Genomic DNA, 24,954 nt, shown 5'->3' on the forward strand with positions numbered 1-24,954 from the left:
GAACTTATGCTGATATTTCTCTATGCGATTGCTTTAAATGGTAAAACGTTAGATTTCTCTACAACCGGTAATTGATACCAGTCTGGTATGCCCAACGCTTCAACTTCTATGACTTCTGAACGTCTGAGTGTTGGACAGATACGTGTCGCATCAAACGGTAAAGCTATATCGATACCGATGCTTTTTAGTCGTGGTCGATGCACATAATATTGGCTGTTTTTCTCGATTTTTTGTCCAAGTTGCCACATCAACGCAACGCTTTGAGTCGTATTGGCTGCCAGTCTGCTGTTTACGATTCCTTGTTCAAGTAGTTGATCTGATATCGATTTATGCGTGTCATGAGTTGCGGTCAGTGTATTCATAGTTTTCTCAAGATCTTTTATATGTTCGATGAAGTCTTCTAGCGTGGTTTTTCCGTAAAACTGTAAGTTATATCGTTTTAAATGCTTCTGGCTTAATTGGTGTTCTTCTCGAACGACACCATGCTGCTCGCAGTATGAGATGAGTTTTTCTACGTAGTTAAGCTGTTCTTCTGATACGCCGTCTTTTTTGCGTTTATCTTTTCGTAAGTGATTCTTTAGTTCGTGTGCTTTAGAGTAGATTTTCGATAGTTTCCAAGAACGTTTTCCCCAGTAGCAACTGGTAAAATCAGGATAAGGCGTTGGCATTCTACTACGACCGAGGGTTGTTGATGACATTGCCCGTATAAACGTAACTTCTCTGCCCTTGCCTACTTTATGGTTTCGAGTCCAGTCTATACGTGTAATTTCAGCACCATCCCCAATAAGACGTGGCTTTTTATCTTCTGGAGTTTGACCGAAGTAAACCTTTGTATTCGCAGTAAAAGGTGGAAGATTAAATTTAGCTAAGATGTGATTGTATATATCAATACATTCATCCAGTGACCGAAGACCAAAGAGATTATCCATACGTTGCCATCGTGACGGGTTACCTTCGATTCTAACGGTGAAGCCATCACAACGAACCTTCAATGTGGTACTAAATGAACCTTCGAGCCCTTTAGTTTTTACGAACGATGAAAGCCGTTCACCTGTTTCTGAATCGATTTCTTCCATGACACTTTTACCCACGAGTGGCAAACCACCCTCAGGATAAAATTGTTGGACTGTTAACCAGTCGATGAAGAAATTTAGCACTCTCAAAAACCTGTCAAGTATATAAATATATATCTGGATGAATACTTTTATTTACCCTAACATAAGAGTGTAGAAATGTGTATGTATAATTAAATTAAGGTTTACTTTTATGGTTAATATGATGATTAAAGATGTACTTAAAACGGCTAGAAATGAACTTAATCTAAGTCAGGAAGAAGTTGCAGAAGCGATAGGAATTACCAAGCAAACATACTTGAAATGGGAAAATGGAACGACTGAACCAAAAGCTACTCAAGTTGTTCAGTTAAGTAACGTTCTAAAGATTACACCTAATGAAATTTGCTCTGGCATTCGCAATAAGAGAATGAATTTGGAAGAGTTCATTTTAAACACAGCTATGGCTAAAGTTCCAAGCGAAGTAATTACCATGTACTCATGGAAAATGCTCCCTGATCATGTGGAGTTTTTCAGTAAAATTAATGGGTTAACTGAAGAAGAGTACTACTCAAGCTATGGTGAAGTTGGTTCAATAGAAGCTAAATTTAAGGGCGCGTGATTCCGGAAGTCCGGAGTTAGTTCGGGTATAACAGGAACCCGAACCGCTTCGCGCCTTCTTCCTCCTCCTCAGTCGTCGTCGTCGTCATCCTGCGCTCAGGTTTACAGGCACAAAAAACGGCAGTGAAAACTGCCGCGCGATTGACGTCTACGTAAAGTCGAATTATGAGAGCGCTTGGCTACTCATTTTCTCTCTACACGCGAGCGTATAGCAGAGAAAATCGAGCTTCATAAAAGATTAGTATCAGCACATATAAATATAGTGCCTTCCTTCTCATTTTTTTGAATAGTTAGAGTAGATTTCCCTTCACAGAATTGCTCCAAGCGAGGTTTGGCAATTTCTAGTTCGCTTAAAAATTCTTCCCAAGATTGATCATCCTTTTTATCAAAAATAGTTGGGGGAAAGGCTCCAAGTTGCACACGCTTACTATAAAGATTCTCTATTGCTTTTAAAAAACAATTATCCTGATAAGTCATCAATTTATCCTTAAGTTATGTCCTTAACCCAATATAGCAGTTTTTTTTAGAACAGAGTGCTTAAGTACGCATTATGCAATTTATATTACGGGCTTTCATGGCAAAGAGATTCTCTCTCCTAGCATCTACGCAGCTTAGGCTGCGAGAATGAGCAAGTCTTTCGCCCACTCTTTGCTGCTTCAAGGTCGCCAGTGCTTACGCAATGGTACTGACGACAAACCACTCAACATAAATCATAACCATAATGCGCACTTAGGTATGAGCTATTTTAAAATGTCCTATGCGGATGTTTTCCTTAATCCAATGTCTAACGGCTTGTCTTCTAAGGCTTCCAGTATCATTCCAAAGCGCTTTAGCTCTAAGCCGCCAAAGTTATTCACGGCGTAACTTGAACTGTGTGGCGTGTAACTTCCTGCTGCGTATGGCTCTTGGTCTTTCTCAAGCGTCAGTTTCATTTCGACTGGGAACTTACCACCTAGATGCGCGTAAGCGATTTGTTCGTAGATGATTCGCCCTGGGCGATCTTCTTTGCTTGGTATGTTTCGAGTTTCAACGCGAACGTTTTCTGGGAAGATTTCGATTTTAAGCATGTGTTATTCCTCGTGTCGTCATCGTTCTGCATGCGTGCCCGCGCGTCTGCGACACACAATGCACACATTTCAGAACTTATGCTGATATTTCTCTATGCGATTGCTTTAAATGGTAAAACGTTAGATTTCTCTACAACCGGTAATTGATACCAGTCTGGTATGCCCAACGCTTCAACTTCTATGACTTCTGAACGTCTGAGTGTTGGACAGATACGTGTCGCATCAAACGGTAAAGCTATATCGATACCGATGCTTTTTAGTCGTGGTCGATGCACATAATATTGGCTGTTTTTCTCGATTTTTTGTCCAAGTTGCCACATCAACGCAACGCTTTGAGTCGTATTGGCTGCCAGTCTGCTGTTTACGATTCCTTGTTCAAGTAGTTGATCTGATATCGATTTATGCGTGTCATGAGTTGCGGTCAGTGTATTCATAGTTTTCTCAAGATCTTTTATATGTTCGATGAAGTCTTCTAGCGTGGTTTTTCCGTAAAACTGTAAGTTATATCGTTTTAAATGCTTCTGGCTTAATTGGTGTTCTTCTCGAACGACACCATGCTGCTCGCAGTATGAGATGAGTTTTTCTACGTAGTTAAGCTGTTCTTCTGATACGCCGTCTTTTTTGCGTTTATCTTTTCGTAAGTGATTCTTTAGTTCGTGTGCTTTAGAGTAGATTTTCGATAGTTTCCAAGAACGTTTTCCCCAGTAGCAACTGGTAAAATCAGGATAAGGCGTTGGCATTCTACTACGACCGAGGGTTGTTGATGACATTGCCCGTATAAACGTAACTTCTCTGCCCTTGCCTACTTTATGGTTTCGAGTCCAGTCTATACGTGTAATTTCAGCACCATCCCCAATAAGACGTGGCTTTTTATCTTCTGGAGTTTGACCGAAGTAAACCTTTGTATTCGCAGTAAAAGGTGGAAGATTAAATTTAGCTAAGATGTGATTGTATATATCAATACATTCATCCAGTGACCGAAGACCAAAGAGATTATCCATACGTTGCCATCGTGACGGGTTACCTTCGATTCTAACGGTGAAGCCATCACAACGAACCTTCAATGTGGTACTAAATGAACCTTCGAGCCCTTTAGTTTTTACGAACGATGAAAGCCGTTCACCTGTTTCTGAATCGATTTCTTCCATGACACTTTTACCCACGAGTGGCAAACCACCCTCAGGATAAAATTGTTGGACTGTTAACCAGTCGATGAAGAAATTTAGCACTCTCAAAAACCTGTCAAGTATATAAATATATATCTGGATGAATACTTTTATTTACCCTAACATAAGAGTGTAGAAATGTGTATGTATAATTAAATTAAGGTTTACTTTTATGGTTAATATGATGATTAAAGATGTACTTAAAACGGCTAGAAATGAACTTAATCTAAGTCAGGAAGAAGTTGCAGAAGCGATAGGAATTACCAAGCAAACATACTTGAAATGGGAAAATGGAACGACTGAACCAAAAGCTACTCAAGTTGTTCAGTTAAGTAACGTTCTAAAGATTACACCTAATGAAATTTGCTCTGGCATTCGCAATAAGAGAATGAATTTGGAAGAGTTCATTTTAAACACAGCTATGGCTAAAGTTCCAAGCGAAGTAATTACCATGTACTCATGGAAAATGCTCCCTGATCATGTGGAGTTTTTCAGTAAAATTAATGGGTTAACTGAAGAAGAGTACTACTCAAGCTATGGTGAAGTTGGTTCAATAGAAGCTAAATTTAAGGGCGCGTGATTCCGGAAGTCCGGAGTTAGTTCGGGTATAACAGGAACCCGAACCGCTTCGCGCCTTCTTCCTCCTCCTCAGTCGTCGTCGTCGTCATCCTGCGCTCAGGTTTACAGGCACAAAAAACGGCAGTGAAAACTGCCGCGCGATTGACGTCTACGTAAAGTCGAATTATGAGAGCGCTTGGCTACTCATTTTCTCTCTACACGCGAGCGTATAGCAGAGAAAATCGAGCTTCATAAAAGATTAGTATCAGCACATATAAATATAGTGCCTTCCTTCTCATTTTTTTGAATAGTTAGAGTAGATTTCCCTTCACAGAATTGCTCCAAGCGAGGTTTGGCAATTTCTAGTTCGCTTAAAAATTCTTCCCAAGATTGATCATCCTTTTTATCAAAAATAGTTGGGGGAAAGGCTCCAAGTTGCACACGCTTACTATAAAGATTCTCTATTGCTTTTAAAAAACAATTATCCTGATAAGTCATCAATTTATCCTTAAGTTATGTCCTTAACCCAATATAGCAGTTTTTTTTAGAACAGAGTGCTTAAGTACGCATTATGCAATTTATATTACGGGCTTTCATGGCAAAGAGATTCTCTCTCCTAGCATCTACGCAGCTTAGGCTGCGAGAATGAGCAAGTCTTTCGCCCACTCTTTGCTGCTTCAAGGTCGCCAGTGCTTACGCAATGGTACTGACGACAAACCACTCAACATAAATCATAACCATAATGCGCACTGATTAATGGATTGTTGAATCATACCATATCCCATAACAATTGCTCCGTAACTCATTGAAAACCTTTGTAATCCGTACTTACTGAACTTTTTTGCCATACGCTCCCAGACCTCTTTTGAGATCACACTTTTGCTGCGGTCAACGTGACAACCAATGAGTGCCAGTTCTGGTGCTATTTTTGTTTTTTCAGCCAGAAAAATTGCTTGTTCATCAGACATATAGCGCTTTCCTTTGCGAAATTCACAGATTCTAGTCGCTGGAACCTCTAAATCCTGCGCAATTTGCTTGTCTTGTTGGTAGTTTTGCGCCGTTTTATAGGCTTCAATCAGCAAGTTTTGATACATGGACAATCCTCATTTTTTACCATTTTTGGCTAATAATCAGCACTTTGAGCGTATTGCAATTACCACTATCGGTAATCTAATCTCTAGCGAAATACAGCAATTCGATTATAGGCTGGGATTCGATAAATGCTCAAGCTCACCACCAAGATTTACTATGACTTACTGCCCGATTATTCGGTATCCGTACTTGTGTACGGTTCGACCGAATGGGACGTTTTTCGCAGTATGAATCATCTGTGTGCTTGGGCTGACGCCGAAATCCCGTATTACGAGTTGGTCGACATTACCAACACCACCGCGCAACAGCGCATGAACTTAGGGGTTTTCGATGGCTGTCAGTATTGATTACCTCTGTTTCACCATGAAAGTAAAAGACTTGCGCCACTGTGCACGTGCTACTTACATGGACACACATCAGCATGACCCTGACGTGAAGAAAAAGTCACGCCGTAACACTTTGATGATAAATCCCATAGCGCGCTTTTTCCCACAAGAGCCGGTGTTCAATACCGATTTTCGTGCGCACAGTGCTGACGACATCGAGGCTTACCGCAATTTCTTCCGCATTCAGTATCAAGAGTATTTAGACCGTTGTTTGAAATTGTTCGTTACTCATGTACTTGGTTTAACCATGAACGCGCCGCGTGGGTTTGGTTTTCAGTTCTACACCGAGTCGATGAAACTCACGACCGCAGACGGTGAAGATTTTTGCGGATTTGTGGGGATTGGTGGCAACCAAGACACGGTGCATTTTCAAATCAATGGTACGGGCTGCAAGCACGTGTTTGCCAAGTTGCAAGCGTGGGAGTTGCACGGCTGGTTATCTAATGTGTTAGGCGTTCAACAATTGGCGCGTCTCGACTTAGCGTATGACGATTATCACGGCTTGTTTGATTGTGACTATGCGTTAAAAGCCGCTTATGAGGATGCGTTTAGAACCGCTTCACGTGGCATTTCTCCAACGGTCAACGAGAACCACAAATACCGCTTTGGTGAGCATGGCGCGAAGCATTACAGCCAAGAAATGGTCTCGGTCGGCTCTCGAACCTCGCGCATTTACTGGCGCATCTACAACAAAGCGCTGGAGCAGAATCTCGCGCAGAACGGCATGGTCTGGTATCGCACCGAGTGTGAGCTGAAAAAATGGGACATCGATGCCCTATTAAATCCTGATGGCGCGTTCGCAGCTTTAAATGCCTTTAGTGCGTCTATAAGTAGCGCTCCAGCCTTTAATACCAAGCCTCGTCCTGAAAAGCGTGTCGCTTGTGATGTGTTAACCGCAGCGTATTGGATGCGCCGCCAGTACGGAAAAATTCTTAATTCGCTGATTGAAGAGTTCGACGGCGATATTCCCAAGGTCATTGGATTACTGCAACGGGACGGGCGCAAGTTCAGCTTCCCCGATACCTATACGGCATTAATCCAGTCCATTACAAACCGGTCAGTCGACCCATTGGAGTGTAAATCATGAGTAAAGGTGTATTTGTGTTAGGCGTGGACATCATTTGGAACAGTTTCCGTGGTGATGGTGCGCAGCTCAATATCTCGCGTCCACTGCGTGAAATTAACGTGGAGAAGTTCAAACGCCGCACATTAGGCGAATCGGGCGATGTGAATCCGCAGTTTGACCACCCTATTCAGCTTGATTACCAGTACGCGCTCAAGCTGGAGAAAACCGGCGCGTTAGTGCCTCGCCGTGAGTACGAATTGAAAATGGAAATCAACCCAAACGACCCGTTGTCGGGCGCTATCGTGACCGAGTTGGTGCCGGTTGATGATGAAATCAAAACGCATTTCAAAGCCTCGGGCATGACCAAGTAATGAGGCTTAATTCAGGCACTTATCTCATTACTTGTGACAATAAAGACTGTTCGACCGGCTACCAATTGGTGACGCTGGCAGAGGTGAAAACCGAGCTTGCGCCGCCTTATATGACCCTCGACCAACTCAAACAAGTGATGCCTGAAACCGTGTTGTTTCTCGCCATTTGTTGGTGTTGGAAGAAGATTAACCACCACTAAAAAAGGAAATAATCCTATGAAAACGATGAATGTAAAACGTGTTGTCTTGGCTTCGGCTCTTGTTATGGCTTCTGGCGCGGCGTCTGCTGCGGCTCCTGATGTGACAAGCGCAGTTGCCAGTATTGGCGAGTTTGGCGTGGTCATTGGCACGCTGGGCGGCGCTTATCTGTTGCTCACCATTGCGAAAAAAGCATGGGGCAAAATCGGCGGTTAAAGTCGCCTTTGCTTGCTGACTCAAGGGCTGTGTATTCAGCCCTTTTTTGATCGAACTTGAGGGTTTAAGGATGGCACGTTATGACGTTAGAAATGTATGTAATTACGGTGTTCTTATTGGGTTTATTTGTATTGCACTCTTAACCAGCGTGAATACTTATGCCAATCAACCGGCTAGATGGGTACTTGCCAGCATTAAGCCTCTCGATTGCAGCTTCAAACCTTATGAAGACAAGTCCGTGTGTGTACAGCGTACTGATGAAGAAGCCGCTAAACGTATGGCAAATAATCCCGATGAGAACTACATCCGTGTTGGTGAAATACGCAACATTGAGGAGCGCTACGGCGGCTCTCTGTTGCTGGCATCGATAGATTATGAGCGTTGGGTATTGTCCAATGCGAGTAATGCTGAAAATTGTGCTCAAGGTGAGTATCCGAAATACCCTGCGGTACGGTGTGAACCTCCGCCGCCCACCTGTGACGATCCTAAGTTCCAAAAAGAGTTTGAGCAGGCACAATACGCTTGTCAGATTGGCAACCCTAACACGCAGTTATGGACAACCGATTATCAATGGTCTTGCCAGGATGTGACCGGACAACATCCCAACATCGTTTCAAGCTGCAACTATGTGCCCAGCGACTGCATCGTTGGCTTAACGTGTGAAAAAGCACCCAAAGATGTTGCCTATTGTGACCCGAGCAAAGAGACGTGCGCCCTGCCACCGAAAACCGAAAAGACCAATGAACCTATCCCTGATTTGCCGCCCCTTGATGGTTCAAACAATGGTGCCGGTAATGGCTCAACTGGCACAGGCGCAAACGTCCCCACGAATAACCCGAACTTCTGCGACTTGAATCCGCAGCTGTGTGAGAAACAACAGCCGCCAGAAGCAATGCCTGAGCCAAATCCCACACCGACTGAAAAGCCTGAGAATACGGAACTGTCAGCCGGTGACAATGCGATAGTTGGGGAAGTGTCACTCTCTAATCAGCATCTGGAGAACGTCAACAGCAACTTAAAAAGCCTCGGCGGTCAGCTGCTTGAACAGCTTTCGCGTGGCAATGAGTTTTCCCAGCATCAACTTGGGGTAATGCGTGAAATGCTGGAGCATCTTATCCAAGGCGATAACAGTGCGCTGATTCCCAATGACACTGGCAAAGAAGAAAAGCCCAAAGAAGAGGAGCAAGAGAAAACCGACCCTCCGATGGCCAACGCCGATTGTGACAAATCGATATTTGAATGTCGCGGTGATGTCATTCAATGCGCCCTGCTCAAAGTTCAGTATGAGGATACCTGCACCGTTGCCGAGTTCGCGCAGTTAGAAGACGCCTTCAAGGACATTAAGTTACTCAACAATGAAGCGCTGCTGGTTCAGAAAGACAGCATCGATTACTCACGCATGAATCAGAAGTACCTCAATGGCGGTGTGTCCTTTGGTAGTGGTGCTTGTCCTGCGCCTGAACGCATTTCGTTTCGCGCCTTTGGTGACAGTAAAACTATTGAGTTTAAGTTTGATCCCGCTTGTCGCTATGCAGAGTTATTACGCCCCCTATTGATCGCCTTTGCGTGGTTAACGGGTTTGTTCATCATCGGTCGCACACAAGGAGCCGTTTAATATGCAGTATTTCATTGGATTTTTAGCCACGGTGCTGGTTCCTCTCATTCCCAGCATTGCCAAAGGTCTGGCGACCTATGTCGCGCTCTCGGTCGGGTTCTCCTTGGTCGCTTACACTGGAGTGTCGGTGGCTATGGATTCGATAGCCGATTACATACAGTCGAACATGAACGGCGTGACACCGAAACTTGCCGCGCTCATGGCGATGGCTGGCGTGGATACCTATATCAACGTGGTGCTCACCTGTGTGGTGTTCTCGTTCACGTTAAACGGGCTCATGTCTGCTACCGGCTATCGTCCTTCGTGGCGTAAACCGGTCGACCCAGCGTAAGGAGTCAGCGTTATGTTGCACGGTTTCAGTGGCGGTATGGGTACGGGGAAAAGTCTTAACGCCATCAAGTTTATCATCGAGAACGACAACTTCGCCGACCGTCCTGTGTTCTATCATGGTATTCGGGTGATGCTGCTCGACTACAACGTGTGTAACAGCTTTCAGGGCTGGCTCTATGGCGTGTATTTCCCAGCAAACAGTCACAACAAAGAGTTAGAAGCGAAACTGTTACGCATCGAGACAGAGCAACGTCTGGCAACCCTAGAAGATTTGCCCTATCTGGGTTTTCATTACAAGAAGCACGAACCGTTTAAGCAGTGGCTTTACTGGTTCAAGAAACTGGCATCCCCTAAGCGCCTCGCCTCGTTTAAAGAAGCCTTAGCCGTGCTTGAACTCGATGAAGAGTCCATCACCTACCAAGACATTGAACACCTGAACCTGTCTTGGACATCGTTTGATGATCCAACGGAGATCCACACGCTTCCTGCCGGTTCGGTGATACTGGTTGATGAAGTGCAGAACATTTGGGGCAATCGCACTGCTGGTAAAACCGTGTCGCCGGATGTGAAGTTCGTGACCACGCACCGGCACAAAGGCATTGATTTGGTCTACATCTCTCAAGACTTTAAAGACGTTGACCAAATCATTCGTCGGCGTATGCAGTATTACGTCCATTACGAATTCATCGGCGGTGACTGGCTGCATCGATACTTTCACATTGAAGGCTTTGACCCTGCCAATAAAACCGAACTAGCCAAAGCCGAGAAAGAGAAAGTGAAACGCGATAACAAATACTATGGCGTATATCTCAGCTCGATTAAGCACACGCAAAAAGTCAGGCTCGACCCGCAGTTAAAGAAAGGCATTATCGGCTTAACCGTTGGCGTGTTGGGTATCAGCGCAGCGGCGTTCTACCTCTATTCGTGGTTTCAAAAACAGGTCACACCGCCCACGGTCGAGACCGTTCACAGTGAAGCGCCAGCTCCTGAAAGTGCCGAAAATACGCAAGATTTAAAAATGCTGGATATAAACACAGTATATATAGAAGAATTCCTTCCGCGCTTAGATTCCCTGCCGTTCTCCGCGCCGGTGTATGACTCACTCACGCTCGATGCGAATCAATATCCTGAACTCACTTGTGTGATTGTGAGAAAGCAATGCAGCTGCTTCACCCAGCAAGGTTCAGCCTATGCCATTCAAGAGAGCGCCTGTTTTAACATTGCTCGCTATGGCTACTTTGACCCGTTTGAGGCATCCAGCGAGAACCATCAACGCCGAAAAACAGCCCAAAATCGCACTAATAGTGACAATGTCACACTCAACAAAGGTGGACTCTACTAATGAAACGTATTCTTGCCCTCGCCTTACTGTGCTTCGCTTCCCGAGCGTTTGCCTTTGAAGCCAACCTCGCCGGTAAGACGCTTAACGAGTTTTTTATCATCTCTAGTAAGGTGTTTGATAAGACCATCATCGTTGACCCATCTGTTAACGGTGATTTGAAGCTTTATCAAGCCTCGGGCGCGGCGAATTTCCGTGATGTGTGGTTCAGCGTCATGCGCGCTCATAACCTCACTTACATTGAATCGGGTTCAGTCATTCGCGTAGACAAGCGCAACAAGCTCACTGGCGGCAATGAAATCGTCACGCGCACGTATAAGCTGCTCTACCTCACCGCCGACGACCTACTGGAGCCGCTGAGAAAGTCTCTGGTTGTGCAATCGTCCGTGCTCGATGTGCCTGATGTGACCAACGTTGACAGTATCATTGCTGGCTCTGCGCTGATGATTACCGCGCCCAAATCGATGCACAGTGATATTGCGGAGTTTATCGATACGGTCGACAAACCACTCAAACAAGTGAAGATACGCGCTGTGATTGTCGAAACCGTTGACGGTGATTTACGCGACTTAACCGTAAACCTCGCCGCTGGTGCCGGTGCCATTAAGACGGCGTTTGATGGCTCTGCAATTGCGTTCTTGACCGGCTCTCCCAACTTCACCGCGACCAATGATGATTTTAATGCGTTTGTGCGTTGGGTTGAGTCCAACGACAAAACCGAGATATTGAGCCGCCCTGAAATCAGTATCCTGCACGGTCACAGTGGATTGATTAGCGTTGGTCAGGAGCTGCCTATCATTACCGGTTCGTACACCACGGAGACAGACGGAAGCAGCAAACCGTTTCAGACGATTGAACGCAAAGACGTAGGATTATCGCTGTGGGTTCAGCCTATGATTGGTTTGAATGGCGATATTAAACTCAGGGTAAAACAAGAGCTGAGTCGTGTTGATAAATCTGTGGAAGCCAGTGACATTGTCACTAGTAAGCGTCAAATCGACACGGTACTCTCGGTAAAATCCGGTCAAACCATCGCACTTGGCGGCATGATGGCGAGAGATTCGCAAACCGTGACCATGAAAGTGCCGGTGCTTGGTGATATTCCCTATCTAGGTGTGCTGTTTCGTTCTGAGACTGAGAAAACCAATAACAGAACGCTTGATGTAGTGCTATACGTTGAACAAACATAGAACAAAGATTCCTGCCCTTGATCAACTGTAATTCGCTTATTTAGATACTTTGCATAATCTAGTCACATTATTAAAAATAACCTCTAAACAAACAATACGTTATACTGATAATCTATCACTGAATTAGTAATTATAAGAAAGCGGTCTACCGGATTGGTTCCGTATAAGAACTGTTAGGGCAATCGTAGTTTGGCGGAAGGGATAAAAATGGCAAATATAGGTACAATTGATTTCTATATCGGAGTGCCAAGTTTACCTCGCGAGGACTTTGAAAAATATTCGACACAGCTTTTTGACGAATGGGAAGCATATGTTGACCAAAACTTGGAACTAAGTGACTACTCTCTTGTTCTAGAAGTTGAAGAAGGTTCAATAAAAGCCAAAGGTAAAATACTTGCTACCGCGAGTGTTTTGTATTTTGGCATTGCCCAATATGGTTCATTCATCTCCGGTCTACAAACAATAAATAATCAAGTTAAGGCTGTAGGAGATTATCTAGGCGAAAGAGCTAGTTCGCCATTTGATCTAAGTCGAGTTCAGCCCAAGTTGCGAAAGCGAGGGGAATCTCTTGCCCGTCTAGAAAATCTTTTTGTCAAAGTTCAGCGCGGTGAATTAACTGTCGAAATGGCAATGCAAGAAACGGAAGCTATCTTCGGTGCAGAGCTAAAGGAGGCTCCAGAGTTTTATAATGACCTCAAGGAATCTTTGGAGAAAACACAAGTATTTCCACAGCAAATGGAATTGAAGCTCGTTGACGTGAATGGCGAAGAGTTAGCCATTCCTCATCTGCCTCCAAAGCAACCACGGAAGCCTCAACAACCTAGAAATCCAGCTCCTGCTGTAGATCAGTTTAGAGTAGAGGTCTGGCGTGAAACGAAAAATAGCAAGAGGAACGTCAAAGTTACAAGCTTATAAAAATTTCACATACAAGCATTTAAGAGTGATTCCTAACGCTTGACATTTATCATTCCATCGTTGGGTTTTGTGTTTACGGTAGTTTGGTTAAGTTTCGTGGTAGCGTTGCTCACACCTTAATGAAGCGTAGGACTTTTGGAGGAAAATTGGAAAAAAATGATAATGTTGTGGATATCCCGCAACAAGATAAAGATGAATTAATCAAACAGCTCAAGTTACAAATTTCTGAGTTGGAAGATGACAAAAATCGTGAGATTGAAGAACAACAGCGTCGGTATTTCATAAGACAAGCTGAACTAAAAAATGACCGAGTTAAAGCTACAGTAATAGGCTGTATTTTCATGTTTTGCCTTACAATTTTAGTTTTCTTATCTTTTCGAAATCCAGACATATACTTAATTGATAAGGAAACTACTCGATTTGTAGCTCAAGCTGTTAATGCATTCTTTCTTCTAATGATTCCGCTGATTATTGGCTCAATTGGTGCTATTGCGAGAATAATGGTTTCGGGAATGCCGATACTAAAAAACTCAACGTTGGTACTTTCTTCAGGTTTGATGGCGATGTTTTCGTGGGTTGGAATAAAAAGTGAAATCCTAGTTTCTATAATCGCACCGCATATAGAGAAGCAAGGTGTTAGTGTCTCCGCAGCAACTGCAAACACTTCAGCCGAATTTTATAGCATGGCTTTGGTTGCTATTGTAGTCGGTATGTTTTCGTCAAACGTTTATATATTTATAAATCAAAAAGTAGAAGCTTTGACAAACGTAAGACAGCCCATACAAACGCTTTAAGATGGACTCGCAAAGCTTGGCTAATTAAAGGGATAAAAACACGAGCCATTTTTTGGTTCGGTTTGGGATTGCGGCTAGTTGGGTATTACCATATCAGTTTTGTCGCCAAGTCGTATGTAAAAGTAAAAGGCGTAAGACCAATGAATATTCTTGAGACAATACCTGCATTTCTTTCTGCAGTTGCATCTATAGGGGCAGCAATAGCTGCTTTTATCTCGTTACGTATTAGTAAGCAAGCTCAATCGATTACTGAGCTGAATGCTCTAGCGAATCATCATGCATCTGCAACTACAGTGTATGTTGAAGTGGTGAAAGAATTATATGACGCGTCAGAATCCTTCCAAGAGATTGGCTATGAAATGTGGTCTCAATGGGGGCGAAACATAGAAAATAGCTACGACAAATCTAGTCTCGGAGGCAATAACCCAAGACCATTACGCCATGTGCTGTCCAATGGTAGTGAAATGTTATCAAACTATGCCCTAAATAATGAGCGCTGGGTAAGATCAACAAGTGATGCAATTTTCTCAATTATTCGATTTGGTATGAGCAGGTATAGTGATGCTGAGTATCAAAAGTTACTCAAAAAAGCCGATGGAGAATACTTAGATTTTGAAGGTGTATTCGGTAAGCCCAAGTTAAGTGAGCAGATTGGTGATGCACCGGCATTTCGATGGGTATGCTATCAACTAAATAAACGTGTAACCAATGAAGAATGGATAGCTGTTTGGAACAAAGCTTGGACTAAAGGTGATTGGTTCGATAAGTATGAACAGGAATACTTGAGAATTAAGCCTATTTTTGAACATGCAAAAGAGAAGTTAGAACGTGAAAAGTCAAAATTGTCACCATCTGCTTTTCCTCTACATTGTAATTCAATCCTTGAACGTAAATATGCTCAGCTTATTAAGATTATCAATCATATCATTGATGATGCGGACATAGAGAACTTTACTATTTACAAGAATTGGAGATTCACTGAAGAGCTTAGCCAATTGGTTCTATGCGCAATGGCAACTGGCTTCTGTTTGCATAAACAGCTAGATGACTTATATATACTCGCCAATGAATAACTCAGGCTAAACTAAGCAACTTTAGTGCATTTCCCCACCCCGAAGGGATAAGGGAGCGTGTACGCGACCGAGGCACCAAGCCCACACAAATGCTGAGTGTCTCGTGTCGTTAAATGGCGCGGAGCTTCCCTAGCCTTTTGTGGCAACATATCCCCCCTTCCTGCCAAGCCTAACGACCTAATAATCTACAGCGTCAAAACTTGCTCATAGCTTTGCAGCTAACGCATAGCGGCTTTCCGTCTGACTAATAAAGCGCAATTACGATTGAGTGTGTGCTCGGAACGAGCGCACGCACAAGCGTGATGCGCTTGAAGGAAAGGCAAAACCCCCGAATCTGTATTACGGGGGTAAATTCCACCGAACTATCGGCGTTCTCTGTTTTGGGGACGTTTAGCGTCTCTCTAAAACTAATATCTTCGCTACAGCCCTAGCGAGTCTTAATAGTTTTGAACTCGTTTGAAAAGTTTCTTGGCTTTGCCCATACATGAGCGCTTGAGCTAGAAGTATTTGTTGTGGAGTGATAGTTTCACCTGTAGGTGTAACGATGTGGTGATGGGATATTTTGAAATCTTCCCAGTTCTTCTTGTGACTAATTTCCCTCCCCGTTTGTAACCGCATTAGTCGACGGCAACATTCTGGTATCTCACGCCCCCTATCCCAAGCCTTCACTGTACTTATGCTTTTACAGCATAAGTCTGCCGCCTGTTCAACGCTGAGGCCACATAAAAATTCCCGAAAAATTCGATTTTCATTATATTTAATGCGCATATTAATTGACTAATAAATAAAATTTACGCGCATACTAACCGGACATAATAATCAGTCGCATAAAAGTCCTGAATTATGCGACTGATTTCAAACTTAACTACAATAAGTTACTTGTTTATATGCTCTCTTATGAGTTCCATCTTCTTTTCTATACGAGCTTTTAATAAATTTTCTTGGCTTATTGATAAGTCTATTGACTGCGAGTCAATGCATTCTTTCACCAAATATGGGATTTGCTTTAAAGATGCAACCTTGTCAAAATTGGCTGTAATTAAATTTATAGATTGATACAATAAAGTTGAAATAATTCCTAGTATTACTATATTAATTGAAATTATCGGTAATCGACTAACTAGTAACGACCACAAATCAAAATTAAACTGATAGTTATCCACTAGACTTATTGCAGAACTATAAATGTTATTAATAACCCAAATAAGACAAATAGAAAATACGGCTAAGAAAATGACATATATAGTATTTTGCTTTTTCAGCTCTTCCTTGTAAGCAGAGAAATCCTCACTATAAAACTCTGATTTTTTTTGAAACTCTTCTAGTTCACGTTTAACAGATTCAAGTTTTGCGCTTTTGTCATCTATATCAGTCTCAAATTTTGTCAATTTCGTACTCAGGACTTCAATGCCTTTCTCAAAGGATCTTTCTAATTCTTTATTTTTATTAACCTCAGCTTTCGTTCTTTCTAATTCTTTTCTATCATCACTTAAGTATACTCTCGTTGATTCTAATTGTTTTTTTGAAATTTCGTTAGTTTCTTCAAGTTCAGAAATACTTAAATTTAATACATTTATAGTTTCATTTAGTTTATTTATTTCTTCCTTCTTATCGCTCAGTTCAGAATCAATTAAGTCTTTTTCATTTATATTTTCAATGTCGAAAGCCGCCCATAACCTATCAATACTCTTCATCATCTGAACAATATCTTTCATATTTTTACCAGTTATATCTATTGAATTAAGAGATATGCCTCCTGGACTAGGACCAATAGTTATATATATGGTTTTTACTTCCATTGATACGTCAAAAGTAATCGATTCACTATTATTTTCTCTGATTCTCTGTGTTGCATGTATTTGAACTTCATTATTTTCATGATCCAAAGCGATTAAACTAATAGATTTTGATGAATATGCAACATTTAACTCAATTGTATCAACCCAGTGAACTTCTTTATTGCTAAAAATATATTATCTATCTGATACCGTAAAGTTTTGAAATCTAAAACAGCTTTCATTAGTTCTATTATAACTATAGCTTAATAAGTCATTGGCAATATCTAGACTTTCAACATGACAAAAATCTTTAATATTCTTTATAAGTTCACTATCCATAAAATTCCTTTAAACTCCATGACAATTCTCATTGAATATATATTACAGAATTTTTATGGTCACAAATACGGATAGTTAAAAATTTGTCGTTGATATTTGTGTTTTAGTTCACATATATTAAATTAATAAACATAAAGTATTATAAATTTAACTTAGCATGCTGAATGCCTAAATCAGCTTAACACCAACTTAAAAATGATAAATTCTGGACAATGCTCTAGCGAATTTTAGTAATTTCGAAGTAGTTTTTAGTTCAATCTCAGACTGAATAGATACTAAAGCGATGCCTAGAATAATTTGTTGTGGTGTTACCAACTGGCCAGTAGGAATTTCTAGTCTATCGTGAACCACTTTGAACTGTTGCCAACACTCGAGATGACTCAATTGACGACATTTTGCTAAACGCATGAGCCTTTTGCATTCTGGCGGGATCATATGCCCTCTATCCCAATCAGTGACAGTCCTCGCACTTTTAAAACACAATTCAGCGGTTTCTTCGACGCTTAACCCACATTCAAATTCTCGAAAAAGTCTATTTTTATGCATTTCTAGACACTCCCATTGAGAAAGTGTATAAAAACATCATTCTATAAGTTTTTGTTAAATAAGGATAATTTACCGTAACTGGACATAATGCGCACTCATTGATGGATTGTTTTAGAGCGTTCTATGCCATTGTTTTCTTTAAACCAATGTCGATTGGCTTATCTTCTAATGGCTCGATTATCATACCAAAGCGTTTTAGCTCTAAGCCACCAAAGTTATTTACCACATAACTTGAACTGTGCGGCGTGTATGTGCCAGCTGCGTACGGCTCTTGGTCTTTCTCAAGCGTCAGCTTCATTTCCATTGGGAACTTACCGCCCAGATGTGCGTACGCGATTTGTTCGTAGATAGTTCGACCTAGTTTGTCATCTTTACTTGGGATACTACGAGTTTCTACTCGAACGTTCTGGGAAGATCTCTTCAAAAGATTTGTCTATATGAGTTACGAATCCATCTCCCACACATATTGTATATCTATAGTTGTATCCACAAAATAGCTTTTGCATAGGTGTCTTTGATTTTAGAGAAGAACTTAATGGTTAGGTCTACTGCTTGAACATTCTTTTTCTATATCAATTAGCTTCATCGAGAAGCCAAATTCAACGACTTTATTAAGCAAAAGACGGCTATGTTATTTAGGCTAAGTAATGTTAGTTCTGAATCAACGCATTTTAACGTACTGTACAAGCGGTAAGTGACAATGTCACTAGCTAAATGTATCAACCGTTTGCCCAGTGAATTACTCCAAACACTTGATTTCACCTCAAGCTAGGTAGCCTTTTATCTGCTCACTAAGTGCACCAACTCATAATCCTTCATAAATTAAATCCATATCGAATTTGCAACTGTATATAAGGCTCTGGAGATAAGTAAGCAATCACACCGTAACCAAACAGAATAATACACTAGCCCATTACCTCGCTCGTAAGTGATCTGTAATTTTATTACAAAACGAGAAAAGGCACTAAACTTACCAGGGAAAAACTCTGCTGCATCTTATTGAAAGTGAAAGATTTATAGTTTTATCTAACGGTTTTGTTGTGTTTTGGTATGGGGGTTTTGTGATTTACACAATTACAGCGGTGGTTTTAATGGCTAGCAGAGAGTGCAGCAATACCTAAGGGGTAATTGCTACAAGTGTTTAGATGAGTGTGAGAAGTGAAATTGGAGGTAATAAAAAAGGCACTTACGTGCCCTATCAGTCTCAGTTTTGTTGCTCTTGTTGCTTAGCTTTTCGAATCTCATCAGCAACTATTTTTATTGCCTGTGCAGTGCTCATGCCTTCAGACATTAAACTTTGTATCTTTTCGACTGCTTCTTGCTGTTCTGCATGTGTTAAAGGTGGGAAATCATCAAACATAAAAAAGGCTCCTAATATAGGAGCCCTACTATAGTGAGTTGATTAGTAACTCGCAAGGAAGTTAATGTATGCGCCCATAGCATTTTCATTGGTGTAGCTTGCTGCCAAATCTAGCTGGAACAAGTTCAATGGTGAAATACCAACACCCGCAGTTATCGTTCCTTCGCTATCATCATAAGCGAGATTCTTGTAATAACCTGCTCTAAGCTTTAGTTGTCGTAGGATATCTATTTCACCACCAACTCGAATCATCTGCGTGTTGTCATTAAAATCAACGTAGCGTTCTTTTTCATTGAGATCGTAATCCACACTTAGCGTAAAGTAATCAGCAACGATACCTGCACCCACTGTATATTGAGGTCGCATTTCGTATTGGTAGCTAAGTGAAGGATTACCTGACACTGCCGATGGTATTGTCAGTGTTTGTACATCACGACTAACCATGTCACTTGCAGCTAAGCCCACTCGAAATGGCCCATAGAACCAAAGTGCACCGGCATCAAGGTTAAACATAGTTTCACCATTGCCGTTGTCTGCAACATCAGCCAAATCGTAGTTTGACATGCTTGCTTCATAAACATATGTGTAGATACGTTGTAACTTTGGAGTCACGCCAAACGCTATATGTTGGCCAAGAAAGGTTTGGTATTTGGCTAATGATATCCCTACTTCTGTAACTGCTACTGATACTGCATTTACAGTACTGCGTTGTGCTCGGTCAACTGTGCACTGTTCAGTTGTAAGTGACGGAGCACAAGAACTCGCGCTCGCTATTTTCGGATTTGAGAAGGTTTCTGAATAAGCTTTGCCGTAAACGTTGGCAGCTATGAATTGGTTTGGAATAGCGAATGCAACAACACCACCCAACTCAGCGTTAAGAATGCTGCCGTTGATATGATCTAAAGTTGTTCCTAGCTGATCTACATTGCTGTAATCACCATTATTTGCTTTATCGAGAATATCTGAAATGGTATCCAAATCATCAATCATTCCATCTTGGTCATCATAAGAAAAACCAATACTTGGAAGGATCATACCTACATCGTCATTGCGGCGATATATTGCAACTAAAGCGGGATTATAAAACGGGCCGGTAAGAAAGCTCCCAGATACGACACCAACTCCACCCATTGCGTCACCGCGAGCTTCAATTGCATAGTTAGCCGCAAACGCCGTAGGAGCGCTTAGCATAATAGAAAGTGTGAGAAATTTAATTTTATTATTCATGACGATATAAGCGTTAGTTCCTTTTCGTTTATAACGGCATATTGTGAACTAACTTTAGTTATTCCTCTACGGAAATATCATATGTCTTACTGATAACCTGAGATTGCTCAATAGAAATCGGTCCTTGCCAACGAAGATGCGTCATCGATACCGCTAAAATGTATCTATCAGGCGAAAGATCTGTTGCTTCCAGATTTGTTGGATAATCGGACTCGTATTCTTTTGACCACACTTCTTTATATTTTCCATCAATGTAGTCATAGACATTAATATCTAGCTTGGGTAAAGGGCAAAAACGATTAAGTAATGCATTCTTATCTACTGTCCATTGATCTTTTGAAGCCCAGCGAACCGTCTGTTTTGCTCTACTTTCGGTAAAAATAACCCAAGTGCTCCATGACTCGTTGTCTGACGTAGAAATATCTAAACGATATAAACCCATATCTGGTTTATTGTTTAAGTTATAACGTTTAATAAATGACGTAGAACCTTGAGTGACGTTGTCACGGTTAATTTTGGTAAACGTTGTATCACCAGATAAAGGTTTATCCACCCATTGTGTGAGTTCAATGGAATTGAGTTCTTTTTGACTCTTTGCATCAACCAGTACCTGATAGGCATCTCTGCCAGGGCTTCTTATATCGAGCCGACGAATATTGATTGATGAGATCCAGCTAGGTAAAGGGTTTGCATCTAATCCTTTGCCGCAATCCACGGTTAAGGCTTGGAGCAGCAAATCATTAAGGTGATTTTTGATATTTTTGTTATGTTCCAGCTGCCACACTTCTACAAGTGAAACGAACATATTTTCGAGATCATTATTTAGAAGACGCTGATGAGCTTGCGTCAGTGGTGAATTGCTTTCAAACCACTCTACACTATTTGCGGTTAATGGCACGCAACATAGCGTGCCAACGATGAATGCTATTTTTCGCATTGATTACGCTTTCATCTTATATCCTACGCCTCGTAATGTTTCGATCTCAAGACCTGGCAATTTCTGGCGTAGTTGAAGAACGTGCGTATCAACCGTTCGTGTTGTTGGGAAATGGTTGTAACCCCAAACATGATCCAACAGTTCATCACGCGTAAATACTCGACCCAAGTTGCTCGCTAAGAAAAGCAGCAAATCAAATTCAGTACGTGTAAGTGTCACCGATTCGCCTTTGTAAAATACATCACGAGTCGCTTTGTCTATTGTTAATTCTGGCAACACAACTTTAGTGTCGTCTTGACCATCTGATTCCGGAGAACGTAACTGAGCGCGAACGCGTGCGAACAATTCTGCTTCAGCAAAAGGTTTTGTCAGATAATCGTTAGCGCCTGCATCTAGGCCTGCTACTTTATCTTTTACTGTTACTAACGCGGTTAATAAGATGACAGGTACATCTTTTAACTTTTTCCAATCCGGTAAATGTTGAACAGAATCACCATCTGGAAGCTGGCGATCTAGAATCACTAAATCAGCCTTTTCCCAATGCTGCTTAACATCTGCGATTGTTTCTGCATGTAAACAGTCATATCCTGCTTGCTCTAAGCTTACTAAAAGACCATCAGCTAGGTTTTTGTCATCTTCAACAAGAAGCAACGTCTGTTTCACAGGGTATCTCCAATATAAAAGTAGTTGGTGGGCCAATTAGGGTCATTCTACCGCCCATTCTATCGACCATCGATTCTACTATAGTTAAGCCAAGTCCTAAGCCACTCTTACTTACAAATGGCTTACGTAGGTGACGCCAATCCTTGTTTGTTAGTGTCCCTTGATCAGTAACTTTAATCGTCACTGAATCAGATTTTGTGATTACTTCTAACGTCACTGGTGCAACACCGTACTTCACGGCATTACGTATTAAATTGTCTATGCATGTGCCTAGCCAATATACATTTAATTTCGCAGCAATATCATCATTAATGACGAGTTCAATATCATTATTAAACTCTTCTTCCACTTTATACTGCAGCCATTCTTGCACAGATGGAACCCAATCAGTTGCAAGTGGTTTATTGTCTGATTGCAAATAGTCTTTGCTTGCTTCAGCCAACTGTCTTAAACGTCTAGAGTCTTCGCACAACCGGCGAAACTCATCGTATAAGGAATCTGGTAAGCGTTCAAACTCTCGCCTAAAGCCTTCAACAGTAAGAGATAGACTCGCGATGGGCGTTCTTAGTTCATGTGTCAGTATTTGCAGTACCAGCATGCGACTTTTCATCTCTTGCCGCTTACTGTTCCAACGATAAATAGACCAGCCGATCACCAACAAAATGTTGGCGATAACAAGTCCGATCATACTTATACGCAAAAGATCGGAATGATCTTCAACATTCCAGCAAATATTTCCTCGTTGAACAAAACAAGTATTGTCTATTGAAGCAATACTGTATGTTAATCCCGCCTGAGTTGAGTTCGCATCCCACGTATCTTTATCGAAAATGTAATACTCGTCTCCTTTTCTAAGCCAAAGCTCCTCTCCTTCTGCGAACATCATCGCTCCAGAGATCAATGCTGTTATAGACTCTTCATCCATCGCTTGTAAACGCCCTAATAAAGTATTAGGTTCAGCTTTTGCGCGTTCCTGAATATGCATATATTGCTCTAGCTCATTAAGCTTTTCAGGATACTTTTTTACATAACGTTCAGCATATGTGCCTCCACCTGGGTGAATCAGGCCACTTCGAGCAAACCAGCGTGAAGACAACTGGGTGCCTTTACATGTTGCTCTGGTAAAAACGAGTGGTTCTGTTACCAACGGATTAAGCGGAAGGTTTCCAGCACAATTCAATGCAAGCTTGTACAACATTTGAATATCTTTTATTGGATATTGAGCTGTTTGCGGGAGCATGCTTTCAGGAGTAAGTAAACGAGTTGGGTAGTCGGTTTGTATTCCTCTGATATCGTAAAAATCGACGGCGGAATCATAATCAAATAGCGACACAAACAGATCAATACGCTCTGGGAGCGAATCTGCAAATGTGGTAGCCGAAAAAGTCGTCACAATTAGGGCAAATGTTAATTTAATCGCTTTTATCAATTTGATTGTTCGTTAAATCATAAGTTTAAAAAACTATAACGTATTATGCTCAAAATGAACATCTAGCATGTTATATCGATGTCAATAATACTTATTTACGGTTTTATTGATTGCAATGTGTGAATTGTCGGATTTTGCTGAACCTGTACGTTTGTACCAAGTTTGTTTGAGAATACGGCCTACTCCAAGCAAAAAAAAAAGAGCAACATCAGTTGCTCTTTGTCGTTTCAATAAAGGTCAGCCCATTAGATGTGGCTCAAAATATCATTACAGCTCTGTTTAGCATCGCCGAATAACATTTGCGTATTCTCTTTAAAGAACAATGGGTTCTGAACACCTGCATAGCCCGTATTCATAGAACGTTTAAACACGATAACGTTTTGCGCATTCCAAACCTCAAGTACAGGCATACCTGCAATTGGGCTGTTTGGATCTTCAAGAGCTGCTGGGTTAACAGTATCGTTTGCGCCGATAACTAACACAGTATCTGTGTCTGAGAAGTCATCGTTGATCTCATCCATTTCAAGAACAATATCGTACGGTACTTTAGCCTCGGCCAATAGCACGTTCATGTGACCCGGAAGACGACCTGCGACAGGGTGAATACCAAAACGTACAGTTACACCTAATGCTCTTAGTTTCTCAGTAATCTCATAAACAGGGTATTGAGCTTGCGCTACCGCCATACCGTATCCTGGAGTGATGATGACAGACTTAGAGTTTTTAAGCATATCTGCTACATCTTCCGCATTTGTTTCGCGGTACTCTCCCTGCTCTTCATCTTCGCTGATTACTACTTCTTGACCAAAGCCACCGGCAATAACACTGATGAAAGAGCGGTTCATCGCTTTACACATAATGTATGAAAGGATTGCACCCGAAGAACCTACTAGTGCGCCCGTAACAATCAATAGATCGTTTGCTAACATGAAACCAGCCGCTGCTGCTGCCCAGCCAGAATAAGAGTTCAGCATTGAAACGACTACTGGCATATCGGCACCACCGATAGATGCAACTAAGTGATAACCAAAAGCGAAAGCGATCAGTGTCATCACGATCATTGCAAACATGCTGCCATCAACATTAATGAAATGAATCATTAGCAGTGTTGAGATAACTATTGCCGCTAAGTTTAGCTTGTGTTTGTGTGGCAAGTTTAATGGAGAAGACTTAATGATCCCACGAAGCTTACCAAACGCGACAATAGAGCCCGTAAATGTTACCGCACCGATGAACACACCAATGAACACTTCAACCATATGGATAACGTGTTCAGCATGAGTCGCCACTTCTGGAGCATCTAAAAAGCTGTTGTAGCCAACCAACACGGCCGCCATACCTACGAAGCTATGAAGAATTGCCACTAGCTCTGGCATTTCTGTCATTTCAACTTTCTTAGCGAAATGGATACCAATACCGCCACCAATCACCATTGCGATGATGACCCAAGTAAATCCTTCAGCATTAGGGCTAAAAATAGTCGCAATCAGTGCGATTGCCATGCCCGTAATGCCGTAGTAATTACCTGCTCTAGCTGATTGTTGTTTCGACAATCCGGCCAAACTCATAATAAAGAATAAAGCAGCAACAATATAAGCTGCTTGTACCAATCCTGCAGACATTGCT

30 protein-coding genes are annotated in these 24,954 nt (G+C 41.8%); 14 read left to right on the plus strand and 16 right to left on the minus strand.

Features of this window, described 5'->3' with window-relative positions; all coding sequences use genetic code 11:
* Positions 1-20: 20 nt before the first annotated feature.
* Positions 21-1,157, minus strand: coding sequence for a phage/plasmid replication protein, II/X family (locus AAGA51_RS17700; RefSeq protein ID WP_042487083.1), 1,137 nt, complete (start codon positions 1,155-1,157; stop codon positions 21-23).
* A gap of 109 nt (positions 1,158-1,266) precedes the next feature.
* Here AAGA51_RS17700 and AAGA51_RS17705 point away from each other — a divergent pair, with 109 nt between their 5' ends.
* Positions 1,267-1,674 carry a helix-turn-helix transcriptional regulator gene (locus AAGA51_RS17705; RefSeq protein WP_255209392.1) on the plus strand — a complete coding sequence of 136 codons (408 nt, stop codon included), beginning with the start codon at positions 1,267-1,269 and terminating at the stop codon, positions 1,672-1,674.
* A 227-nt stretch (positions 1,675-1,901) separates the two neighbouring features.
* On the opposite strand, the gene AAGA51_RS17710 is transcribed toward AAGA51_RS17705, so the two are convergent.
* The 3 genes from AAGA51_RS17710 to AAGA51_RS17720 form a co-directional block, all read right to left on the minus strand.
* On the minus strand, positions 1,902-2,150 hold the full coding sequence (locus AAGA51_RS17710) for a hypothetical protein (protein ID WP_042487080.1): 249 nt from the start codon (positions 2,148-2,150) through the stop codon (positions 1,902-1,904).
* A gap of 278 nt (positions 2,151-2,428) precedes the next feature.
* Complete coding sequence (locus AAGA51_RS17715) at positions 2,429-2,740, minus strand: single-stranded DNA-binding protein (RefSeq protein ID WP_042487086.1); 312 nt, start codon at positions 2,738-2,740, stop codon at positions 2,429-2,431.
* Between the two features lie 92 nt (positions 2,741-2,832).
* Positions 2,833-3,969 carry a phage/plasmid replication protein, II/X family gene (locus AAGA51_RS17720; protein WP_042487083.1) on the minus strand — a complete coding sequence of 379 codons (1,137 nt, stop codon included), beginning with the start codon at positions 3,967-3,969 and terminating at the stop codon, positions 2,833-2,835.
* Between the two features lie 109 nt (positions 3,970-4,078).
* On the opposite strand from AAGA51_RS17720, the gene AAGA51_RS17725 reads away from it, so the two are divergent.
* Entirely contained in the window at positions 4,079-4,486 is a 408-nt protein-coding gene (locus tag AAGA51_RS17725) for a helix-turn-helix transcriptional regulator (RefSeq protein ID WP_255209392.1), read from the plus strand.
* Positions 4,487-4,713: 227 nt separating this feature from the next.
* On the opposite strand, the gene AAGA51_RS17730 is transcribed toward AAGA51_RS17725, so the two are convergent.
* A complete protein-coding gene (locus tag AAGA51_RS17730) occupies positions 4,714-4,962 on the minus strand; it encodes a hypothetical protein (protein WP_042487080.1) in 249 nt (82 codons plus the stop codon).
* Positions 4,963-5,195: 233 nt separating this feature from the next.
* Positions 5,196-5,558, minus strand: coding sequence for a DUF3693 domain-containing protein (locus AAGA51_RS17735; RefSeq protein ID WP_042487076.1), 363 nt, complete (start codon positions 5,556-5,558; stop codon positions 5,196-5,198).
* 126 nt (positions 5,559-5,684) lie between these two features.
* Between AAGA51_RS17735 and AAGA51_RS17740 the strand changes: the two genes are divergently transcribed.
* The 12 genes from AAGA51_RS17740 (at position 5,685) to AAGA51_RS17795 (ending at position 15,049) form a co-directional block, all read left to right on the plus strand.
* A complete protein-coding gene (locus AAGA51_RS17740) occupies positions 5,685-5,903 on the plus strand; it encodes a hypothetical protein (protein WP_042487073.1) in 219 nt (72 codons plus the stop codon).
* The gene (locus AAGA51_RS17745) at positions 5,887-7,029 is read left to right on the plus strand and encodes a replication initiation factor domain-containing protein (RefSeq protein ID WP_042487070.1); all 1,143 of its coding nucleotides are present in this window, start codon (positions 5,887-5,889) and stop codon (positions 7,027-7,029) included. The genes AAGA51_RS17740 and AAGA51_RS17745 overlap by 17 nt, the downstream gene beginning before the upstream one ends.
* Entirely contained in the window at positions 7,026-7,379 is a 354-nt protein-coding gene (locus AAGA51_RS17750; protein ID WP_042487067.1) for a DUF1293 family protein, read from the plus strand. The genes AAGA51_RS17745 and AAGA51_RS17750 overlap by 4 nt, the downstream gene beginning before the upstream one ends.
* Positions 7,379-7,579, plus strand: a complete 201-nt coding sequence (locus AAGA51_RS17755) for a hypothetical protein (protein WP_042487063.1) — start codon at positions 7,379-7,381, stop codon at positions 7,577-7,579. Before AAGA51_RS17750 ends, AAGA51_RS17755 begins: the two co-directional genes overlap by 1 nt.
* A 16-nt stretch (positions 7,580-7,595) precedes the next feature.
* Entirely contained in the window at positions 7,596-7,793 is a 198-nt protein-coding gene (locus AAGA51_RS17760; RefSeq protein ID WP_042487059.1) for a major capsid protein, read from the plus strand.
* Between the two features lie 70 nt (positions 7,794-7,863).
* Positions 7,864-9,408 carry a virulence factor TspB C-terminal domain-related protein gene (locus AAGA51_RS17765; RefSeq protein WP_042487056.1) on the plus strand — a complete coding sequence of 515 codons (1,545 nt, stop codon included), beginning with the start codon at positions 7,864-7,866 and terminating at the stop codon, positions 9,406-9,408.
* Between the two features lies 1 nt (position 9,409).
* A complete protein-coding gene (locus tag AAGA51_RS17770) occupies positions 9,410-9,739 on the plus strand; it encodes a DUF2523 domain-containing protein (RefSeq protein ID WP_042487053.1) in 330 nt (109 codons plus the stop codon).
* A gap of 12 nt (positions 9,740-9,751) precedes the next feature.
* Positions 9,752-11,080, plus strand: a complete 1,329-nt coding sequence (locus AAGA51_RS17775) for a zonular occludens toxin domain-containing protein (RefSeq protein WP_042487050.1) — start codon at positions 9,752-9,754, stop codon at positions 11,078-11,080.
* On the plus strand, positions 11,080-12,267 hold the full coding sequence (locus tag AAGA51_RS17780; RefSeq protein ID WP_042487047.1) for a hypothetical protein: 1,188 nt from the start codon (positions 11,080-11,082) through the stop codon (positions 12,265-12,267). Before AAGA51_RS17775 ends, AAGA51_RS17780 begins: the two co-directional genes overlap by 1 nt.
* Positions 12,268-12,474: 207 nt before the next feature.
* The gene (locus tag AAGA51_RS17785) at positions 12,475-13,182 is read left to right on the plus strand and encodes a hypothetical protein (protein ID WP_042487043.1); all 708 of its coding nucleotides are present in this window, start codon (positions 12,475-12,477) and stop codon (positions 13,180-13,182) included.
* A 146-nt stretch (positions 13,183-13,328) separates the two neighbouring features.
* Positions 13,329-13,976 (plus strand): hypothetical protein, encoded by a 648-nt coding sequence (locus AAGA51_RS17790; protein ID WP_042487040.1) that lies wholly within the window; start codon positions 13,329-13,331, stop codon positions 13,974-13,976.
* 140 nt (positions 13,977-14,116) lie between these two features.
* Complete coding sequence (locus AAGA51_RS17795) at positions 14,117-15,049, plus strand: hypothetical protein (RefSeq protein ID WP_042487037.1); 933 nt, start codon at positions 14,117-14,119, stop codon at positions 15,047-15,049.
* A 390-nt stretch (positions 15,050-15,439) separates the two neighbouring features.
* Here AAGA51_RS17795 and AAGA51_RS17800 read toward each other — a convergent pair whose 3' ends face one another.
* From AAGA51_RS17800 to pntB, 10 genes are all read right to left on the minus strand, one after another.
* Positions 15,440-15,817, minus strand: coding sequence for a DUF3653 domain-containing protein (locus AAGA51_RS17800; RefSeq protein ID WP_342291631.1), 378 nt, complete (start codon positions 15,815-15,817; stop codon positions 15,440-15,442).
* Positions 15,818-15,924: 107 nt separating this feature from the next.
* The gene (locus AAGA51_RS17805) at positions 15,925-16,935 is read right to left on the minus strand and encodes a hypothetical protein (RefSeq protein WP_342291632.1); all 1,011 of its coding nucleotides are present in this window, start codon (positions 16,933-16,935) and stop codon (positions 15,925-15,927) included.
* Positions 16,936-17,355: 420 nt separating this feature from the next.
* Positions 17,356-17,712, minus strand: coding sequence for a phage protein (locus AAGA51_RS17810; protein WP_042487032.1), 357 nt, complete (start codon positions 17,710-17,712; stop codon positions 17,356-17,358).
* A gap of 121 nt (positions 17,713-17,833) precedes the next feature.
* Positions 17,834-18,136 (minus strand): single-stranded DNA-binding protein, encoded by a 303-nt coding sequence (locus AAGA51_RS17815; RefSeq protein WP_042487030.1) that lies wholly within the window; start codon positions 18,134-18,136, stop codon positions 17,834-17,836.
* 780 nt (positions 18,137-18,916) lie between these two features.
* The gene (locus AAGA51_RS17820) at positions 18,917-19,072 is read right to left on the minus strand and encodes a YoaH family protein (protein WP_081878727.1); all 156 of its coding nucleotides are present in this window, start codon (positions 19,070-19,072) and stop codon (positions 18,917-18,919) included.
* A 42-nt stretch (positions 19,073-19,114) separates the two neighbouring features.
* Positions 19,115-20,299 (minus strand): conjugal transfer protein TraF, encoded by a 1,185-nt coding sequence (locus AAGA51_RS17825; RefSeq protein WP_042487027.1) that lies wholly within the window; start codon positions 20,297-20,299, stop codon positions 19,115-19,117.
* A 58-nt stretch (positions 20,300-20,357) separates the two neighbouring features.
* Complete coding sequence (locus AAGA51_RS17830) at positions 20,358-21,236, minus strand: DUF2861 family protein (protein ID WP_042487025.1); 879 nt, start codon at positions 21,234-21,236, stop codon at positions 20,358-20,360.
* A gap of 3 nt (positions 21,237-21,239) precedes the next feature.
* The gene (gene vxrB, locus AAGA51_RS17835; RefSeq protein ID WP_042487021.1) at positions 21,240-21,899 is read right to left on the minus strand and encodes a response regulator transcription factor VxrB; all 660 of its coding nucleotides are present in this window, start codon (positions 21,897-21,899) and stop codon (positions 21,240-21,242) included.
* Complete coding sequence (gene vxrA / locus AAGA51_RS17840) at positions 21,874-23,328, minus strand: sensor histidine kinase VxrA (protein ID WP_042487018.1); 1,455 nt, start codon at positions 23,326-23,328, stop codon at positions 21,874-21,876. The genes vxrB and vxrA overlap by 26 nt, the downstream gene beginning before the upstream one ends.
* A 245-nt stretch (positions 23,329-23,573) precedes the next feature.
* Entirely contained in the window at positions 23,574-24,950 is a 1,377-nt protein-coding gene (gene pntB / locus AAGA51_RS17845; protein ID WP_042487015.1) for a Re/Si-specific NAD(P)(+) transhydrogenase subunit beta, read from the minus strand.
* Positions 24,951-24,954 lie beyond the last annotated feature (4 nt).

It is taken from the genome of Vibrio diazotrophicus (assembly GCF_038452265.1).
Lineage (GTDB): Bacteria > Pseudomonadota > Gammaproteobacteria > Enterobacterales > Vibrionaceae > Vibrio > Vibrio diazotrophicus.

Bases quoted from the DNA above. Each gene is read 5' to 3' on its own strand.
- AAGA51_RS17755 (WP_042487063.1), top strand. From the start codon at position 7,379: ATGAGGCTTAATTCAGGCACTTATCTCATTACTTGTGACAATAAAGAC.
- AAGA51_RS17740 (WP_042487073.1), top strand. From the start codon at position 5,685: ATGCTCAAGCTCACCACCAAGATTTACTATGACTTACTGCCCGATTAT.
- AAGA51_RS17730 (WP_042487080.1), bottom strand. From the start codon at position 4,962: ATGACTTATCAGGATAATTGTTTTTTAAAAGCAATAGAGAATCTTTAT.
- AAGA51_RS17785 (WP_042487043.1), top strand. From the start codon at position 12,475: ATGGCAAATATAGGTACAATTGATTTCTATATCGGAGTGCCAAGTTTA.
- AAGA51_RS17825 (WP_042487027.1), bottom strand. From the start codon at position 20,299: ATGAATAATAAAATTAAATTTCTCACACTTTCTATTATGCTAAGCGCT.
- AAGA51_RS17705 (WP_255209392.1), top strand. From the start codon at position 1,267: ATGGTTAATATGATGATTAAAGATGTACTTAAAACGGCTAGAAATGAA.
- AAGA51_RS17765 (WP_042487056.1), top strand. From the start codon at position 7,864: ATGGCACGTTATGACGTTAGAAATGTATGTAATTACGGTGTTCTTATT.
- AAGA51_RS17745 (WP_042487070.1), top strand. From the start codon at position 5,887: ATGGCTGTCAGTATTGATTACCTCTGTTTCACCATGAAAGTAAAAGAC.
- AAGA51_RS17800 (WP_342291631.1), bottom strand. From the start codon at position 15,817: ATGCGCATTAAATATAATGAAAATCGAATTTTTCGGGAATTTTTATGT.
- AAGA51_RS17715 (WP_042487086.1), bottom strand. From the start codon at position 2,740: ATGCTTAAAATCGAAATCTTCCCAGAAAACGTTCGCGTTGAAACTCGA.
- AAGA51_RS17725 (WP_255209392.1), top strand. From the start codon at position 4,079: ATGGTTAATATGATGATTAAAGATGTACTTAAAACGGCTAGAAATGAA.
- AAGA51_RS17775 (WP_042487050.1), top strand. From the start codon at position 9,752: ATGTTGCACGGTTTCAGTGGCGGTATGGGTACGGGGAAAAGTCTTAAC.
- AAGA51_RS17750 (WP_042487067.1), top strand. From the start codon at position 7,026: ATGAGTAAAGGTGTATTTGTGTTAGGCGTGGACATCATTTGGAACAGT.
- AAGA51_RS17770 (WP_042487053.1), top strand. From the start codon at position 9,410: ATGCAGTATTTCATTGGATTTTTAGCCACGGTGCTGGTTCCTCTCATT.
- AAGA51_RS17735 (WP_042487076.1), bottom strand. From the start codon at position 5,558: ATGTATCAAAACTTGCTGATTGAAGCCTATAAAACGGCGCAAAACTAC.
- pntB (WP_042487015.1), bottom strand. From the start codon at position 24,950: ATGTCTGCAGGATTGGTACAAGCAGCTTATATTGTTGCTGCTTTATTC.
- AAGA51_RS17795 (WP_042487037.1), top strand. From the start codon at position 14,117: ATGAATATTCTTGAGACAATACCTGCATTTCTTTCTGCAGTTGCATCT.
- AAGA51_RS17820 (WP_081878727.1), bottom strand. From the start codon at position 19,072: ATGTTTGATGATTTCCCACCTTTAACACATGCAGAACAGCAAGAAGCA.
- AAGA51_RS17780 (WP_042487047.1), top strand. From the start codon at position 11,080: ATGAAACGTATTCTTGCCCTCGCCTTACTGTGCTTCGCTTCCCGAGCG.
- AAGA51_RS17710 (WP_042487080.1), bottom strand. From the start codon at position 2,150: ATGACTTATCAGGATAATTGTTTTTTAAAAGCAATAGAGAATCTTTAT.
- AAGA51_RS17810 (WP_042487032.1), bottom strand. From the start codon at position 17,712: ATGCATAAAAATAGACTTTTTCGAGAATTTGAATGTGGGTTAAGCGTC.
- AAGA51_RS17830 (WP_042487025.1), bottom strand. From the start codon at position 21,236: ATGCGAAAAATAGCATTCATCGTTGGCACGCTATGTTGCGTGCCATTA.
- AAGA51_RS17760 (WP_042487059.1), top strand. From the start codon at position 7,596: ATGAAAACGATGAATGTAAAACGTGTTGTCTTGGCTTCGGCTCTTGTT.